The organism is Flagellimonas yonaguniensis, assembly GCF_029193885.1.
GTDB lineage: Bacteria > Bacteroidota > Bacteroidia > Flavobacteriales > Flavobacteriaceae > Flagellimonas > Flagellimonas yonaguniensis.
The window spans coordinates 40,957-56,890 of sequence record NZ_JARFVB010000018.1; the positions used below are offsets into that span (position 1 = coordinate 40,957).

The 15,934-nt window shown below is 42.1% G+C and carries 12 protein-coding genes and 2 tRNA genes; 8 read left to right on the plus strand and 6 right to left on the minus strand.

Going from position 1 to position 15,934, the window contains the following annotated elements; genetic code table 11:
• The first annotated feature begins 13 nt into the window (after positions 1 to 13).
• The 5 genes from PY092_RS18015 to PY092_RS18035 all read left to right on the plus strand — a co-directional run bounded on the left by PY092_RS18015 (position 14) and on the right by PY092_RS18035 (position 3,011).
• Positions 14 to 859: a universal stress protein gene (locus PY092_RS18015; RefSeq protein ID WP_163627783.1), complete on the plus strand. Its 846-nt coding sequence runs from the start codon at positions 14 to 16 to the stop codon at positions 857 to 859.
• A 419-nt stretch (positions 860 to 1,278) separates the two neighbouring features.
• Positions 1,279 to 1,431: a hypothetical protein gene (locus tag PY092_RS18020; RefSeq protein WP_163627785.1), complete on the plus strand. Its 153-nt coding sequence runs from the start codon at positions 1,279 to 1,281 to the stop codon at positions 1,429 to 1,431.
• A gap of 395 nt (positions 1,432 to 1,826) precedes the next feature.
• Positions 1,827 to 2,198 carry an ArsR/SmtB family transcription factor gene (locus PY092_RS18025; protein ID WP_163627786.1) on the plus strand — a complete coding sequence of 124 codons (372 nt, stop codon included), beginning with the start codon at positions 1,827 to 1,829 and terminating at the stop codon, positions 2,196 to 2,198.
• Position 2,199: 1 nt separating this feature from the next.
• Positions 2,200 to 2,802, plus strand: a complete 603-nt coding sequence (gene merTP / locus PY092_RS18030; RefSeq protein WP_163627788.1) for a mercuric transport protein MerTP — start codon at positions 2,200 to 2,202, stop codon at positions 2,800 to 2,802.
• A complete protein-coding gene (locus PY092_RS18035; protein ID WP_163627790.1) occupies positions 2,802 to 3,011 on the plus strand; it encodes a GDCCVxC domain-containing (seleno)protein in 210 nt (69 codons plus the stop codon). Before merTP ends, PY092_RS18035 begins: the two co-directional genes overlap by 1 nt.
• A 200-nt stretch (positions 3,012 to 3,211) precedes the next feature.
• Here the strand turns inward: PY092_RS18035 and PY092_RS18040 are convergent, their stop codons facing one another.
• From PY092_RS18040 to PY092_RS18055, 4 genes are all read right to left on the minus strand, one after another.
• The gene (locus tag PY092_RS18040) at positions 3,212 to 4,468 is read right to left on the minus strand and encodes a site-specific integrase (protein ID WP_163627792.1); all 1,257 of its coding nucleotides are present in this window, start codon (positions 4,466 to 4,468) and stop codon (positions 3,212 to 3,214) included.
• 228 nt (positions 4,469 to 4,696) lie between these two features.
• Positions 4,697 to 4,771, minus strand: a tRNA-Pro gene (locus tag PY092_RS18045).
• A 17-nt stretch (positions 4,772 to 4,788) separates the two neighbouring features.
• A tRNA-Ser gene (locus PY092_RS18050) sits at positions 4,789 to 4,872 on the minus strand.
• Between the two features lie 113 nt (positions 4,873 to 4,985).
• A complete protein-coding gene (locus PY092_RS18055; protein ID WP_275617162.1) occupies positions 4,986 to 7,022 on the minus strand; it encodes an HD family phosphohydrolase in 2,037 nt (678 codons plus the stop codon).
• A 114-nt stretch (positions 7,023 to 7,136) separates the two neighbouring features.
• On the opposite strand from PY092_RS18055, the gene PY092_RS18060 reads away from it, so the two are divergent.
• Positions 7,137 to 8,312 carry an acetyl-CoA C-acyltransferase gene (locus tag PY092_RS18060; RefSeq protein WP_275617163.1) on the plus strand — a complete coding sequence of 392 codons (1,176 nt, stop codon included), beginning with the start codon at positions 7,137 to 7,139 and terminating at the stop codon, positions 8,310 to 8,312.
• 20 nt (positions 8,313 to 8,332) lie between these two features.
• Complete coding sequence (locus PY092_RS18065) at positions 8,333 to 9,085, plus strand: C40 family peptidase (protein WP_275617164.1); 753 nt, start codon at positions 8,333 to 8,335, stop codon at positions 9,083 to 9,085.
• A gap of 47 nt (positions 9,086 to 9,132) precedes the next feature.
• Here PY092_RS18065 and PY092_RS18070 read toward each other — a convergent pair whose 3' ends face one another.
• Both PY092_RS18070 and gyrA read right to left on the minus strand, forming a co-directional pair.
• Entirely contained in the window at positions 9,133 to 10,395 is a 1,263-nt protein-coding gene (locus PY092_RS18070; RefSeq protein WP_275617165.1) for a tetratricopeptide repeat protein, read from the minus strand.
• 50 nt (positions 10,396 to 10,445) lie between these two features.
• Entirely contained in the window at positions 10,446 to 12,974 is a 2,529-nt protein-coding gene (gene gyrA, locus PY092_RS18075; protein WP_275617166.1) for a DNA gyrase subunit A, read from the minus strand.
• 261 nt (positions 12,975 to 13,235) lie between these two features.
• Here gyrA and PY092_RS18080 point away from each other — a divergent pair, with 261 nt between their 5' ends.
• Positions 13,236 to 15,794 carry an ATP-dependent Clp protease ATP-binding subunit gene (locus PY092_RS18080; RefSeq protein WP_275617167.1) on the plus strand — a complete coding sequence of 853 codons (2,559 nt, stop codon included), beginning with the start codon at positions 13,236 to 13,238 and terminating at the stop codon, positions 15,792 to 15,794.
• The last annotated feature ends 140 nt before the right edge of the window (positions 15,795 to 15,934 follow it).

Below are 15,934 nucleotides of genomic sequence, written 5' to 3' on the forward strand. Positions count from 1 at the left end.
AAAACAAAGCGATATGAAAACAACAACAATCTTGGTTCCAGTAGATTTTACATCCGTAGCAAAAAATACGGTGAACTATGTTATCGGCCTATCGAAGCAACTAACGACAAAAATGATTTTTGTTCACGCCTACACCGTGGCATATCCATCGAGCACTCCCATGGGAATGGGAACCATGGCAGCTCCGATTTCGGGAGCCCGTGAATCCCAGGAAAAATCAAACAAACAAAAACTCAAGGATTATCTCGAAAGCTTTCCGGAACTCGCATCCAAGGATTACAAAGGTTTCGTTGATTTTGGCGCGACCGTAGATGTTATTTGTCAAACTGCCAAAGATGAAAATGTTGACGCCATCATTATGGGGACCGAAGGAGCAGACTCCCCGATGGAAGAATTTTTTGTGGGCACCGTGACTGAAAAAGTAAGTCGTAATGCACCTTGCCCGGTATGGGTTGTTCCAGAAAGCACAAAGTATGATGCTATTGAACATTTGGGCTTGGCACTGGACGGGGACAGTTTGGGCAATGAGGCTGATAAAGACCTATTGATCAAGTTGCTGGAAACATTTACTGCCAATTTACATCTCGTACAAATTACGAATGACAAGGAGGATATTCCCTTAAAAGAAAATGAAGTGCTTTCATATTATAAAAACCTTTTGGGCCAAAGGGAATTCACCTTCAACATTTTCCAAAATAAAGATACTGAAGAAGGCATCAACAAGTTTCTAAGGGAAAACCCAATAGATTTGCTGGTGCTACTCTTCAGGGAACACGGATTTTTTGAGCGGGTATTGGAGAAAGGACTAAGAAAAAGATTGGTTTTTGGTTCCGATAAACCCTTACTTATACTCAAATAAGATAATCTCCAGCAATATCAATACATATTTTTCGGCTTTAGATAAATGGTTGCTAAAACGGATGGATTTGATTGTGATGCGGCGATGGAAACCGAAAAAGCGATCATTCAAACCCATCAACCATCCAAAGTTGTTTGATCCACTAAAAAAAGTCGATCAACCCGAAAACTTGGTTTGCAGAACAATATATTCAAGTAATTGTCCTGATTTTGGGAGCAGTTAGGATGGCTAAAAAGTGGAGCGTTTTGCCAATATAGGTTTGGCATTATGGACTATTTTAAATGCTATTGGATTGCAAAAAATGAAATGGTGCTGACTCATATTCATACAAGTAATCTTTAGGACCAACTTTGCTGGTATAAATTAGGCTTACATAAAAAAATAGCCCATCCGAATATTCGGATGGGCCATTAAATGATTTGGATCACTTAGAGCTCAAAGATCAGGATATCCTTTTCGATCTCCGACTTCCGCTGTTCCAAAGTCTTCTGCAACTGGGTGGTCACCAAATTGATGAGATTGCTGTTGGTGGTCTTGAACTCCAATCCATGGGAATCCCAGATGTAAAATGAACTGGAACCGTCTTGGTTGTAGTTGAACTTGGTGAGTTCTCCAAGGGTCTGGTTCAGGCGTTCCCTATGGTCGCCAAGCCTCTCAACTTTTCAAACTTCTGGATCCGGCTGTCGATGCTGCCGTGGCACACAATAGGGAGTACAGTCTGTATGCACAACGTAAAAAACTTGAGGGAAAACCTTATTTCTTGATAATGAACAATGTCTCCAATAAAATTTTAACAACTGTTTACGGAGTGGTCCAAAGTAGGAGACCATACGATATCAACCATATTTGCGTTGATCCTAGAAATATAACTAGGACAAACTTGCCATTAAAGGTAAATTAAAAGAATCAATTTAAACGTATTTAAGTATTTGCTTAATTTATTATACCTTTGTACTAAATTCATCCCATGAAACTTGAAACTAGCTGCATTAGGGCAGAGGCCGATTACGTTCAAATACTACGCTGTAAAGAAGAATTGAACGCTGTATCAGCTTCCATCGAGGTAATAAGTAAGGTTATGGCACTGGCCGGTAATAAGGTTCGTTTTAAAATGTTGTATCTGCTGCAACGGGAAAACGAATTATGCCCTTGTGACTTTGCGGATATTCTGGAAATGAGCGTTCCCGCTATTTCCCAGCATTTACGTAAGATGAAGGATGTCAATGTCATTTCTACCCGTAGAGATGGTCAAACCATCTTTTATCGAATTTCAGAGGAGAATAAAGCTTTTTTGACTACTATTTTAAGTAATGTAGCACCTGAAAGAAAAACTGCATAAAATGAAAAAAACAATGACATCAAATCGAACTGCTTTTGCTGGGTTGTTTTCGGCTATCGTAGCTTCTCTATGTTGCATAACTCCTGTTTTGGCGTTGCTTTCCGGAACTACGGGTGTTGCCTCTACCTTTTCTTGGGTAGAACCCTATAGGCCTATTTTGGTAGGTTTGACCGTTTTGATTCTTGGTTTTGCCTGGTATAAAAAATTAAAGCCACGTCCACAGGATATTGATTGCGCCTGTGATGATGACAAACCTAAATTCATCCAATCAAAAACATTCTTGTTTTTGGTGACCATTTTTGCTGGTATTATGTTGGCGTTTCCTTATTACTCGCATTTGCTCTTTCCCAACTCAAGCGTTAAGAAAAAGGTCCTTTACGTATCCGAAAACAATGTAGGTGAATTGAACTATTCCATTCAGGGGATGACCTGTACAGGTTGCGAAGCCCATATTGAAAACAAAGTCAATCAATTGCAAGGTATTTTGGAAGTAGATGCAAACTACGAAAAATCTAGTGCTTTGGTGAAGTATGACAAGGGTAAGGTAACACCTGATGAAATAGCTACCGCCATTAGAAAAACCGGTTACAAAATCATTGAATAATGGAGGTTATCTTAAAATCCACTCTTACTTGCCCGAACTGTGGGCATCAAAAAGAAGAAGAAATGCCGACAACGGCCTGTAAATTCTTCTACGACTGTGAGAATTGTAATAAAGTACTAAAACCCAAAGAGGGAGATTGTTGTGTTTTTTGTTCTTATGGTTCAGTGGCCTGTCCTCCCATACAATCTGGCACTGGTTGCTGTAATTAATGATTTTGACTGACTCAATAATCTAAAGTTCTATGGTGCTATGGACACTTTTACGATAACAATTTTGCTTAATTCTTTAAAGAAATTTGGTTTTTAATAGAGTATATAAATAGGGACAAAGGAGCGGCTTTATGCCGTCCCTTGTCCGGCAAATTTTTGCGGGCTTAGCTTTCGATGATATTGGTTAAGGCGATATTCTTTTACAGATTAATAATGCCCCTTTCCCTTGTATTGTTGGAAAAGCTCAATGCCCTTCTCAGTCCGCTCATATCCGAACTGATTTTTTCTTCCAAGACCCTTGCATAGACCTGAGTGGTCGAAATCTTGGTGTGGCCCAGCATTTTTGAAACGGTTTCTATGGGAACACCATTCGATAGTGTTACCGTGGTGGCAAATGTATGCCGGGCCGAATGAAAGGTAAGGTTCTTGGAAATCCCCAATAAGGCTGTTATTTCCTTTAAATAGGCATTTGTTTTTTGGTTTGAATATACCGGAAGTAATTTACCTTGGTTCAAATGGGGATGGTCCTCATATTTTTCCAGAATCTGCTTTGCGACTTCAAGTAGTGGGATTTTTACGGGTTGTTCATTTTTTTCACGTTGGGTAAAAATCCAACGTTCTCCATCAATACCAACCACGATATTGCTTTTGTCCAACAACCTGACATCCGTATATGACAATCCGGTATAACATGAAAACACGAAAATGTCCCGTACTATACCATATCCCTTGTCCTCAATATCGGCCTCTTGGAAAAGCTTCAGCTCCTCTTGGGACAGAAATTCCTTTTTATATCTCTTGAATTTAAGTTTATACCTGGTAAATGGATTTTTTTCCAGCCATTCAAGATCCATGGCCAGATTCATCAATTTACGCAGCCTTTCCAAATGTTTCATAACACCGTTATTGTTCAAAGGGTTTGAATTTTGGAGGGATGGCCCTTTTCTCAGATACTGTTCAAAGTCAATGATGAAACTGTACTTCAGATGCTTTAGGTATATATCATTGGTCTTCTTTTCCCTAACAAGAAACCTTCGAATATAATTTTCGGTGGTATAGTAATTCTTCAGCGTCCCCGGTTTGAGTACGCCTTTCATATTTTGGTTGTGGTACGCCACTAATTCCAATAAAGTTTTATGTCTTTCGTCATGCCCGACGAACCTAGCCTTTATGGATTTTGCCGTAACCAACTCAAATTCAGCGGATAACTGTTTGTGGCATTGTAGTAATTTGGCATATACCTGGTCCAGATAGGTGTTCAATGCCTTGCCCTCAGGTGTCCTGGAGGTGGTTTTCTTCGCTTTGGTGTCCCAATAGGTAACCGATGTTTGTCGTTGTAAACTGATTTCTGCACGTTTTCCATCAACCGTTACACGTGCATAAATTGGGGCCGAATCCCCGTTTCTCTTGGCTATATTAAGCCAAAAATGGATGCTAAAAGTTCTTGTAGTGCCCATAGACTCTCACTTTAAGTTAATACTCGATTTGATATCGAAAGTCAAATCGAAGCGAAAGTCAAATGCTAAGGAGTTACCAATGTAGTGAAAAAATCCGGTCGAAAAAAGGTAACCGAATAGGTAACTTTTGTTTTGATTTTAAAGCTAACTGTATGATATCAAAAAAAATGAAATCAATTGAAAATCATACAGTTAACTTTTTATTGGTGTCTATTGACACCCTCTTTGTCGGGGTGGCAGGATTCGAACCTGCGACCTCCTGCTCCCAAAGCAGGCGCGATAACCGGGCTACGCTACACCCCGAAGTATGTTGGAAAAAGCGGAGAGACCGGGACTCGAACCCGGGCAGCACTTACGCGCTGACAGATTAGCAATCTGCTCCGTTACCACTCCGGCACCTCTCCAATCAATTTATTATGAACGTGCATTCTGAAAATGCGGATGCAAATGTACCTTTTCAGATGTAAGATCGCAACTATTTTTACACTTTTTTATTGGAACTTTTAGCACACCCCTGCTATTCAGGATATTCCACCCGCAAATGATAGATATTTGTGAGCTTTAGCTTGAGCACTTTCTTTACCATTTCTATTTCCTTGAGCGTAATGTTGGCATTTAAATACTGATTCGCCTGCATTTGGCCCTTTACAATCTTTTCCACAAACTCATCAATTATGGCATAGGTTGGGTTCTTTAAGCTTTTGGAAGCTGCTTCCACAGCATCGGACATCATTAAAATAGCTGTTTCCTTGGAAAAAGGAATCGGTCCTGGATATTTAAAATCTTCCATATCCACATCTTGATCTAACTCTTGTTGCTTTTTGTAGAAATAGTATACCAAGGTGGTCCCATGGTGGGTCCTGATAAAATCAATGACCCGATCTGGAAGATTGTTTTTTCTAGCTATCTCTATCCCGTTTATGACGTGATCAATAATGATCTTCGCGCTTTCCTTCGGTGGAAGGTCATCGTGGGGGTTGACACTGGTTATCTGATTTTCCGTAAAATATGTTGGACGCTCCATTTTACCTATGTCGTGGTACAGTGCCCCTACTCTTACCAACATTGCATTGGCCCTAATTTCATTGGCCGCGGCTTCAGCCAGGTTTGCAACTTGCAATGAGTGGTGGAAGGTCCCTGGTGCCTTGTCCGAAAGCTCCTTGAGCAATTTAGAGTTGGTATCCGAAAGTTCCAACAAGGATACATCAGAAACAAGCCCGAATATTTTCTCGAACATATAGATCAGTGGTTGTGCAAATAATGTCAACAATCCGTTCAAAATGAAAACCCCGAACAATATCCACTCAATGTTTTCCAGATTACCTTCATGAATGGCATGAAAGGCAAAATACCCGACGATATAAATCAACGTAATCTGTCCGACCGAAATAAATAGATTGGCCCTCTTGTACAGCTCAGAAGCTGTTAGAATGGTAACGATACCCGCAATGATCTGTAGAAAAATGTATTCAAAACTGTTGGGCACCACAAAACCAAGAATCAATACCGTGAGCACATGGACAAACAGCCCCAGCCTCGCATCAAAAAAGTTTTTCAAGATCAATGGCAAAATGCACAGTGGAACCATATAGATATAGTTCTCGTAATGCTTGACCATCAAGGTGGTGGCGATCACCATCAACAAGATATTGAAGAAAATGAAGGTTATCTTGTTATTGTTCTGGAAGATTTCGTTCCTATAGCGTTTTAGAAACAAAAACAGCATAATGAGCACCAATGCCACCAATATGATATAGCCCAATAAAATGAAGTAGTAATTGCTGCCCATCCAAAGTTCGGATTCATATTCATCTTTAAGGGAGCTCAATATTTTAAAGTCCTCATTCTCCACTATTTCTCCCTTGGCAATGATCAATTGGCCTTGATCCACCTCTCCACGGGTATAGGAAATCTTGGAAAGCTCATCATTGAGAGCGCTTTCCGTAAGAACCTCATCATAAAAAAGGTTGGCCTTAAGGCTATTCTTGATTATGGATTGCAAACGATTTCCGCCATCAACATTCACTTCGGCAAAAAGCTCGGCTACCTTCTTTTTGGCCTGTTCCAAACTTAAATAATCACTTGGCGAAATAGGTTGTGCCTGATTGCTCTTTACCACCACGGTGGATGCCGATTGTGGCAGATTTTGAAAAACCCCGTGCACATATACCTCGTCGATGATTTCTTCAGAGGCAGTTCTCAAGGACTGTCGCTGTGATGATGAAAAATTTTCCGATTGAAAAACTGAATTGAGCTCTTGCTGCACTTCACTTTCCATCTCGGAAACCAGTGATGCGTTATAGGTGTAATAATCCGTTTTGTTGCTTCGAATGGAAGATTGTTCCTCCTGTATCTCTTCCTGGGTCTTTTGTATGGAAAAATCCATGGGAGCATACAGGTTCTCGTACTGCCATGGCTTACCCTTTTGAAATTCGTATTTGAACTTCCCTCCTTTTGGAAAAAAAAACACGATCAGTGCCACTGACACCACATACAGGAAGTACTTGTAGACCAGTGATTGGTGTTTGTATACGTTATCCAAAGTTTTTCCCATTCCGTAAAACTGTTAGCATCAAAAATAGAAAATATAAATTAAGAAGTCAGTTGGTCGAGCTCCTTATCGGTTTGCATTTAAATTTAGTATTTTCGCAGGAGTAAAAATGCACATATGAAAAAAGTAGTGATCGTTTCTGCCGCAAGAACCCCTATTGGAAGTTTTATGGGAGCTTTATCCAGCGTTCCAGCTCCAAAATTGGGTGCTGTGGCAATCAAGGGAGCATTGGACAAGATAAGTCTCAAGCCCGAACTTGTGGAAGAAGTATTAATGGGCAATGTAGTCCAAGCGGGCACTGGGCAGGCACCAGCTAGACAAGCTGCGATTTTTGCAGGAATTCCCAATACCGTACCTTGTACGACCGTGAACAAGGTGTGTTCCTCCGGAATGAAAACGATTATGCAAGGAGCGCAGTCCATTGCATTGGGGGAAAACTCCATTGTAGTTGCCGGAGGGATGGAAAACATGAGTTTGATTCCGCATTACGCCTATATGAGAACCAGTACCAAGTTTGGTCCGGCAACTTTGATAGATGGCATGCAGAAAGATGGATTGGTTGATGCCTATGACCAAAATGCCATGGGGGTATGTGCCGATGCATGTGCAACCAAATATAAATTCAGCAGGGAAGATCAAGATGCCTATGCCATTCAATCCTATATGCGTTCTGCTGAAGCATGGAAAAGTGGCAAGTTCGATAAGGAAGTGGTTCCCGTTGAAGTGCCTCAACGCAGAGGCGAACCTGTTATCGTCAGCGAAGATGAGGAATATAAAAACGTGAAATTGGAAAAAGTCCCCGCCTTAAGACCGGCCTTCTCCAAAGATGGCACCGTTACAGCTGCCAACGCCTCTACCATTAACGACGGGGCAGCCGCAGTGGTTTTGATGAGCGAGGACAAAGCTAAAGAACTTGGTCTGACCCCATTGGCCACCATCAAAGGTTATGCGGATGCTGCCCAAGAACCTGAATGGTTTACCACGGCTCCAGCGAAAGCACTCCCCAAAGCCCTGAATCGGGCTGGTGTATCCATTGAGGATATTGACTTTTTCGAGTTCAACGAAGCATTTTCAGTAGTGGGTCTGGCCAATATGAAAATTCTTGGTCTTAACGATACCAATGTAAATGTAAACGGTGGGGCGGTTTCCCTTGGACACCCGCTAGGTTGTTCAGGAGCGCGAATTACCATCACATTGTTGAATATATTGGAACAGAACAATGCCAAATTGGGAGCTGCGGCCATTTGTAATGGTGGAGGAGGTGCTTCATCCATTGTTTTGGAAAGAAATTAGTGATTCAATCTGTACAGTAAATGCAATATGGTATTTGTCCTCTAAGTATTGTTCCCATTAGAGCAACCCCGGACGATTGTGCCGAAATGTCATCCCAATTATTATATGGGGAGCATTTCAAGGTTTTGGAGAGCAGGAAAAAATGGAGCAGGATCAGGACGGCTTATGACAAATTTGAAGGTTGGATTCCCAACAATCAACTTCAATTCATTACTGAGGACATCTACAACGAAATCAAGTCCCAAGAGCCACATGGAATATGCTCCGATATCATTTCACATATATGTACATCGGACGGTATGTTATTGCCTATCCTTATGGGCTCCATGATAGATTCATCTTCCTTGCTCGACCATGCTTTTGAAGGAAACGCCTGTACGGGCAAAAACCCAAAGGACAGTTTGGTGGATACAGCCATTATGTACTTAAAAGCACCCTATATCGCCGGAGGGAAAACTCCTTTTGGAATTGATTGTTCCGGCTTTACCCAAATGGTATACAAAATCAACGGATATTCGCTGGAGCGCACTGCGGAGGGACAATCCAAGCAAGGAGAGGCCTTGAGCTTCATTGAAGAAAGCGAGCCTGGTGATTTGGCTTTTTTCGATGACAATGAAGGTATTATAGACCATGTTGGCATTATTTTAAAGGACAATTACATTATCCATGTCAACGGCCATGTACGTATTGACCGAATCGATCACACGGGCATCTTCAATTCCGAAGAAAAACTGTATACCCATCAATTACGGGTCATAAAAAAAGTGATATAAAAAAGCCCCGATGTATCGGGGCTCTTTTTTTGTGGGAAGAATTTTGATTACTCTCCCAAAAGCTTTTTGATTCTCATGAAGTTTTCATTGTCACCCAATGCTCCATAGATATTTTTCAACTGGGTCAAGATACTTTCATTATCAGGATTGGACTGAAGTGCATCTTCCAAGACTGCAGCTCCCTCTCTGAATAGGCTATCTTTTTTATCCTTCAACTCGTCGTACTTCTCAATATCTGCTTTTGAAGTTCCCAATTGATTCATCTCGTCAATAAGACCGTTACCTTCGTTCACATAGGTTGTGGAAAGGTTCAACAAGGCGTTGATATAACCTGGGTCGATGGCCAATGCTTTTTTGTAAGCATCCCTTGCATCTTCCAAGTTCCCCTGCTCCATGTTGATCACACCGATATTATACAATAAATCAGGGTTGTCAGGAGCCATTGTCGAGGCTTGTCCCATCAACTCCTTGAACTTGTCCTTATCCCCCATAGCGTAATATAGGTTGGCTTCGCCCAACACCAAGTTCACATCTTCAGGATTTTCAGCTCTTGCATCAGCATAGGCTTCAATGGCCTTTTCATTTTCCCCCATCTGTTGGTAGATCAAAGCAATGTTCTTAACGATCTCTGGCTTTTTGGATGGGCTTACTTCTTCTTTAGGGTCTTTGTGTGTTCCTGCTTTCACATAAAGATCACGGGTGGCCTTATCCATGGTTTCCGTCTCTCCGGATTGTGCATTAACAGCTGTATAGGTCACGGATTCTCCGTTGTAATCCAAATCCTTGAGTTCTTTGTAGTATTTCAAAGCGTTTTCAAGATCCTGTCCATTTACAGCACTATTGGCTGCATAATAAAGATATACTGTATCTTTTGGACTAAGGGTATAGCTCATGTACAATTTTTGAGCAGCCTCGCTGAATTTTTTGTTTTGGTTGTCCTCTACTGCAGCATTAACCAAGTCCGCAGTCATTTGAGACATTTTCTCTTGGGCAACGGAAGTGTATTTGGATCTTCCATCAGCCTCTTCAATCTCGATTACTTTGTTGTAAGCATCAACAGCCTCTTGAAATGCGGATACCTCTCCTTTTTGGGCCAAATCATAATTGACATTCCCTAGAAGTGCATAATACTCGGCCTGGTCTTTTTCCTTGGCCGAACCAATAGTGGAAGCTGCACTTACCAAAGCAGCTTTTGCCGCCGCGGCATCACCTTCCTTCAAAGCCCTTTCCGCCGTCTTCATTTCATCCTTCTGGGCAATGCCCATCGCGGAAACTCCTACGGCTAGTAGTATGAATATTTTTGTTCTCATGTTTAAAATTGAAATTATTTAGTGTTTATGATTATTACTTAATATACAAATTATTCTTTTTCGTCCGTAGCATCATCAATAGCCGTGCCATCTTCTCCTTCGACCTCTATATCCCTGATATCAACTTCATCCACGGGATCATCCTCTTTCATCACTTTGGCAACTGCCGCAATGGCATCGTTATCCTTTAGGTTGATAAGACGAACTCCTTGTGTAGCCCTTCCCATTACCCTTAGGTCTTCAACACCCATTCGGATGGCTATTCCCGATTTATTGATGATCATCAAATCATCGGTATCGGTTACGTTTTTGATGGCCACTAGACCTCCTGTTTTTTCGGTAATGGATATGGTTTTCACCCCTTTTCCCCCCCTATTGGTAATTCTGTAGTCCTCGATATTGGAACGTTTACCGTAACCCCTTTCGGACACCACAAGAATATCGTCCTCAAAGTTATGGACAGAAACCATGCCCACAACCTCATCGTTGTCATCGGCCAATCTGATACCGCGTACACCTGAAGCATTTCTACCCATAGGTCTAGTCTTGGATTCTTCAAAGCGTATGGCTTTTCCAGATTTAAGACCTAGGAATATTTGACTGGTACCTGTTGTCAACTTGGCTTCCAATAGTTCATCGCCCTCTCTAACCGTGATGGCATTAATACCATTTTGACGTGGTCTGGAATACTGTTCCAAAGATGTCTTTTTAACAGTGCCCTTTTTAGTGGCCATGATCACAAAATGGCTGTTCACATAATCCTCATCCTTGAGGTCTTGTGTACAGATAAAGGCTTTTACCTTATCATCCTGCTCTATGTTGATCAAATTCTGGATGGCTCTACCCTTGGATGTTCTGCTTCCTTCGGGAATTTCAAAAACACGCATCCAGAAACATTTTCCTTTTTGGGTAAAGAACAACATATATTGATGGTTGGTACCAACGAATAAATGCTCCAAGAAATCCTCATTTCGGGTTGAGGATGCTTTTTGACCCACTCCTCCCCTATGTTGGGTCTTATACTCTGACAGGGATGTTCTTTTGATATAACCAGCATGGGAAATGGTAATGACCACCTGTTCATCAGGAATCATATCCTCAATGCTCAAATCACCTCCAGCATAGTTGATTTCGGACCTTCTATCATCGCCGTACTTCTCCTTAACTTCGAGAAGTTCATCTTTGATGATCTGCATTCTACGTTCCTTTTTGTCCAGGATATCCTTCAAATCCTCGATGGTCTTCAACAATTCGGCATGCTCCTCACGCAGTTTGTCCTGCTCCAGACCTGTAAGTTGGCGCAAACGCATTTCCACGATGGCCTTGGCCTGAACCTCTGTCAGTTTAAAACGTTCAATCAAATTGTTACGGGCTTCCTCCACATTGGAAGAGCCTCTGATTATTGCGATTACTTCATCTATATTATCGGAAGCAATGATAAGTCCTTCAAGAATATGTGCACGGTCTTCAGCTTTTTTAAGCTCGAACTTGGTTCTTCGTACCACAACTTCGTGCCTATGCTCCACAAAATAGTGAATGATATCTTTCAGGTTTAAAAGTTCCGGTCTACCATTGACAAGCGCAATATTGTTGACACTGAAAGAGGATTGAAGCGCCGTATATTTGTACAACATGTTGAGCACAATGTTCGGGATGGCGTCGCGCTTCAAAATATAAACGATACGCATTCCGTTTCTATCGGACTCGTCTCTAATGGTGGAAATCCCTTCTATTTTCTTTTCATTGACCAAGTCTGCTGTCTTCTTGATCATGTCCGCCTTATTGACCTGATATGGAATCTCTGTAACAACGATGCTTTCCTTGCCCTGAACCTCTTCAATGGTGGCCTTGGCACGCATAACCACACGACCACGACCGGTATGAAAGGCCTCTTTAACGCCATCATAACCATAAATAAGACCTCCCGTTGGGAAATCCGGTGCCTTGATGTGCGTGATCAGTTCATCTATCTCTATATCATGGTTGTCTATATACGCTATAGTGCCATCCACTACCTCGGAAAGGTTGTGCGGAGGCATATTGGTAGCCATACCTACAGCAATACCCGAAGCTCCGTTTACCAATAAATTGGGTATACGGGTCGGCAATACGGTAGGTTCTTCAATGGTATCATCAAAATTAAGTTGATGATCTACAGTATCCTTATCGATATCGGCCAACATCTCCTCTGCGATCTTGCGCATTTTGGCCTCGGTATAACGCATTGCCGCAGGGCTGTCCCCATCCACGGAACCAAAGTTACCCTGACCATCCACGAGCATGTACCTAAGGCTCCATTCCTGGGCCATACGCACCATGGTATCATAAACCGAAGAATCACCGTGTGGGTGATACTTACCTAATACCTCCCCAACGATACGGGCAGATTTTTTATGCGAACTATTGGACCTGACCCCCAAATCATGCATTCCATAGAGCACCCTTCGGTGAACAGGCTTTAAACCATCACGAACATCTGGCAGGGCACGTGACACAATGACCGACATTGAATAATCAATGTAGGCAGATTTCATCTCATCCTCAATATTAATGGGAATTAACTTTTCTCCTTCCGCCATGCTTATTTATTATTGATTTTTTGTGGTTAAATTATCATGGCAATATACAGAAAATAGCAGCCTTTATAACGCTTTGCGAATACTTTATTAAAAAAATTATCAACATTGGGGATATTGTCAACAATGTGATAATAAAGCTTTGTTAAATAGCTGAAAAAGCTGAATTATTCCGACATTTACCACTACTTTATCGAATAAGGGTACGGTATTTGACCACCATAACAATACTTTTATTAATTTTAATTGCTGAAAAAGAAACGTATGGACGATAATTTTTCCCCCCGCGTAAAGGACGTTATAGCATACAGCAAGGAAGAAGCCCTGAGACTGGGCCATGATTTTATTGGCACGGAGCACCTTATGCTAGGTCTTTTAAGAGACGGAAATGGCAAAGCCATAAATATATTGGATGCACTCGATGTGGATTTGGACCACCTGCGTAGAAAGGTGGAAATTCTGAGTCCAGCGAACCCTAATACAGGAACGGTTCAGAAGGACAAGAAAAACCTTCACCTGACCCGCCAAGCTGAACGGGCCCTGAAGACCACTTTCTTGGAAGCAAAGCTTTTCCAGAGTTCTTCCATCAATACAGCGCACCTATTGCTGTGCATCCTAAGGAACGAGAATGATCCGACAACCAAGTTATTACACAAACTGAAAGTGGACTATGACAATGTCAAGGAACAGTTCAAGTCCATGATCACCAGTGACGATGACTATATAGACACCCCCCAAGCGGAATCTTTCCCCGGGGATACAGACGATATGGGAGATAGTAAAGAAAGCTCCTTCGGCTCCGGAAGCGCTTCCCAAAAAGGAAGCAAAAAGTCCAAGACCCCAGTGTTGGACAACTTTGGACGCGACCTTACCCGTTTGGCCGAGGATAACAAATTGGACCCCGTTGTGGGCAGGGAAAAGGAAATTGAGCGGGTTTCCCAAATATTGAGCAGAAGGAAAAAGAACAATCCACTGCTTATTGGTGAACCCGGTGTGGGTAAAAGTGCCATTGCCGAAGGGCTGGCATTGCGCATCATCAACAAAAAGGTATCCCGAATACTTTACAACAAAAGGGTGGTAACCTTGGACCTTGCCTCTTTGGTCGCAGGTACAAAGTACCGTGGCCAGTTCGAAGAACGTATGAAGGCCGTGATGAACGAGTTGGAAAAGAATGACGACATCATCTTGTTCATTGATGAGATTCACACCATTGTAGGTGCAGGTGGTGCAACCGGAAGCTTGGACGCTTCCAACATGTTCAAACCCGCCTTGGCAAGAGGCGAAATACAATGTATCGGAGCCACTACCCTTGATGAATACAGACAATACATAGAAAAGGATGGTGCCTTGGAACGTCGATTCCAAAAGGTAATGGTAGAACCTACCTCTGTGGAAGAGACCATCGAAATTTTGATGAACATCAAAGGCAAGTACGAAGAGCACCACAACGTAAATTATACGGACGAAGCTATTTTGGCCTGTGTCAAATTGACCAACCGTTACATGACGGATCGCTTCTTACCAGATAAAGCAATCGACGCTTTGGATGAAGCAGGATCAAGAGTACATATCGTCAACATGGACGTGCCAAAACAAATTCTGGAACTGGAAAACCAGCTCGAAGACGTCCGCGAACTGAAAAACAGCGTCGTTAAAAAACAGAAATACGAGGAAGCTGCCAAGCTCAGGGATGATGAAAAACGTCTCGAAAAAGAGTTGGCATCCGCTCAAGAACGCTGGGAAGAAGAAAGCAAACTACACAGGGAAACCGTTACAGAAGACAATGTTGCCGACGTGGTTTCCATGATGAGCGGTATTCCCGTGAACAGAATAGCACAAACGGAAAGCAACAAATTGGCCGAACTGCCCAACCTTATCAAAGGATTCGTTATCGGTCAAGATGAAGCAGTTTCCAAAGTGGCCAGGGCCATCCAACGTAACCGAGCTGGGCTCAAGGATCCAAACAAACCTATAGGTTCGTTCATTTTCTTGGGACAAACAGGTGTCGGTAAAACCCAGTTGGCCAAGATATTGGCAAAAGAACTATTTGATTCCGAAGACGCACTGATTCGAATCGATATGAGCGAATACATGGAAAAATTCGCCATATCCCGGTTGGTAGGTGCACCTCCGGGATACGTAGGTTACGAAGAAGGTGGGCAATTGACGGAAAAAGTACGTCGTAAACCCTATTCAGTAGTCTTATTGGACGAGGTTGAAAAAGCACACCCTGACGTATTCAATATGTTGTTGCAAGTATTGGACGACGGATTCCTTACCGATAGCCTTGGACGCAAAATCGATTTCAGGAACACCATCATCATCATGACTTCCAATATTGGAGCAAGACAATTGAAGGATTTTGGACAAGGTGTTGGTTTTGGTACCGCAGCCAAAAAGGCACAAGCGGACAGCCATCAGAAAAGTGTGATCGAAAATGCATTGAAAAAAGCATTTGCACCTGAATTCTTGAACAGGATCGACGATGTAGTGGTCTTCAATCCACTGGAAAGAGAGGATATCCACAAGATCATCGATATCGAATTGGATAAATTGTACAAGAGAATCAAGGAAATTGGTTATGATTTGAGTCTTTCCGACAAGGCCAAAGACTATATTGCCGACAAAGGCTTCGACAAGCAATATGGTGCACGCCCCTTGAAGAGAGCCATCCAAAAGTATATAGAGGATTCACTCGCTGAGGAAATCGTAAACTCCAAACTGGAAGAGGGAGATAGCATTTTTATGGACTTGGATGAGAAGAAAGAAGAGCTTACCATCAAAATAAAAAAGGCTGAAAAGTCACCCGAAGCCGAAAAGTAATTTCAAATAAAGTTTTAAAAAAAGCTGACAGTCGTCAGCTTTTTTTATGCCCTGGATTTACCATACATAAGATATTTTATCGTTTAATCTATTATTTTTCCGTTGACTGGCCTTCGCCCATAATTTCGTATGCGAGACAC

What these genes read in the sequence shown, in the direction of transcription:
- PY092_RS18035 (WP_163627790.1), top strand. Translation starts at nt 2,802, where the DNA reads ATGGAGGTTATCTTAAAATCCACTCTTACTTGCCCGAACTGTGGGCAT.
- PY092_RS18015 (WP_163627783.1), top strand. Translation starts at nt 14, where the DNA reads ATGAAAACAACAACAATCTTGGTTCCAGTAGATTTTACATCCGTAGCA.
- merTP (WP_163627788.1), top strand. Translation starts at nt 2,200, where the DNA reads ATGAAAAAAACAATGACATCAAATCGAACTGCTTTTGCTGGGTTGTTT.
- PY092_RS18040 (WP_163627792.1), bottom strand. Translation starts at nt 4,468, where the DNA reads ATGGGCACTACAAGAACTTTTAGCATCCATTTTTGGCTTAATATAGCC.
- PY092_RS18060 (WP_275617163.1), top strand. Translation starts at nt 7,137, where the DNA reads ATGAAAAAAGTAGTGATCGTTTCTGCCGCAAGAACCCCTATTGGAAGT.
- PY092_RS18065 (WP_275617164.1), top strand. Translation starts at nt 8,333, where the DNA reads ATGCAATATGGTATTTGTCCTCTAAGTATTGTTCCCATTAGAGCAACC.
- PY092_RS18080 (WP_275617167.1), top strand. Translation starts at nt 13,236, where the DNA reads ATGGACGATAATTTTTCCCCCCGCGTAAAGGACGTTATAGCATACAGC.
- PY092_RS18070 (WP_275617165.1), bottom strand. Translation starts at nt 10,395, where the DNA reads ATGAGAACAAAAATATTCATACTACTAGCCGTAGGAGTTTCCGCGATG.
- gyrA (WP_275617166.1), bottom strand. Translation starts at nt 12,974, where the DNA reads ATGGCGGAAGGAGAAAAGTTAATTCCCATTAATATTGAGGATGAGATG.
- PY092_RS18025 (WP_163627786.1), top strand. Translation starts at nt 1,827, where the DNA reads ATGAAACTTGAAACTAGCTGCATTAGGGCAGAGGCCGATTACGTTCAA.
- PY092_RS18055 (WP_275617162.1), bottom strand. Translation starts at nt 7,022, where the DNA reads ATGGGAAAAACTTTGGATAACGTATACAAACACCAATCACTGGTCTAC.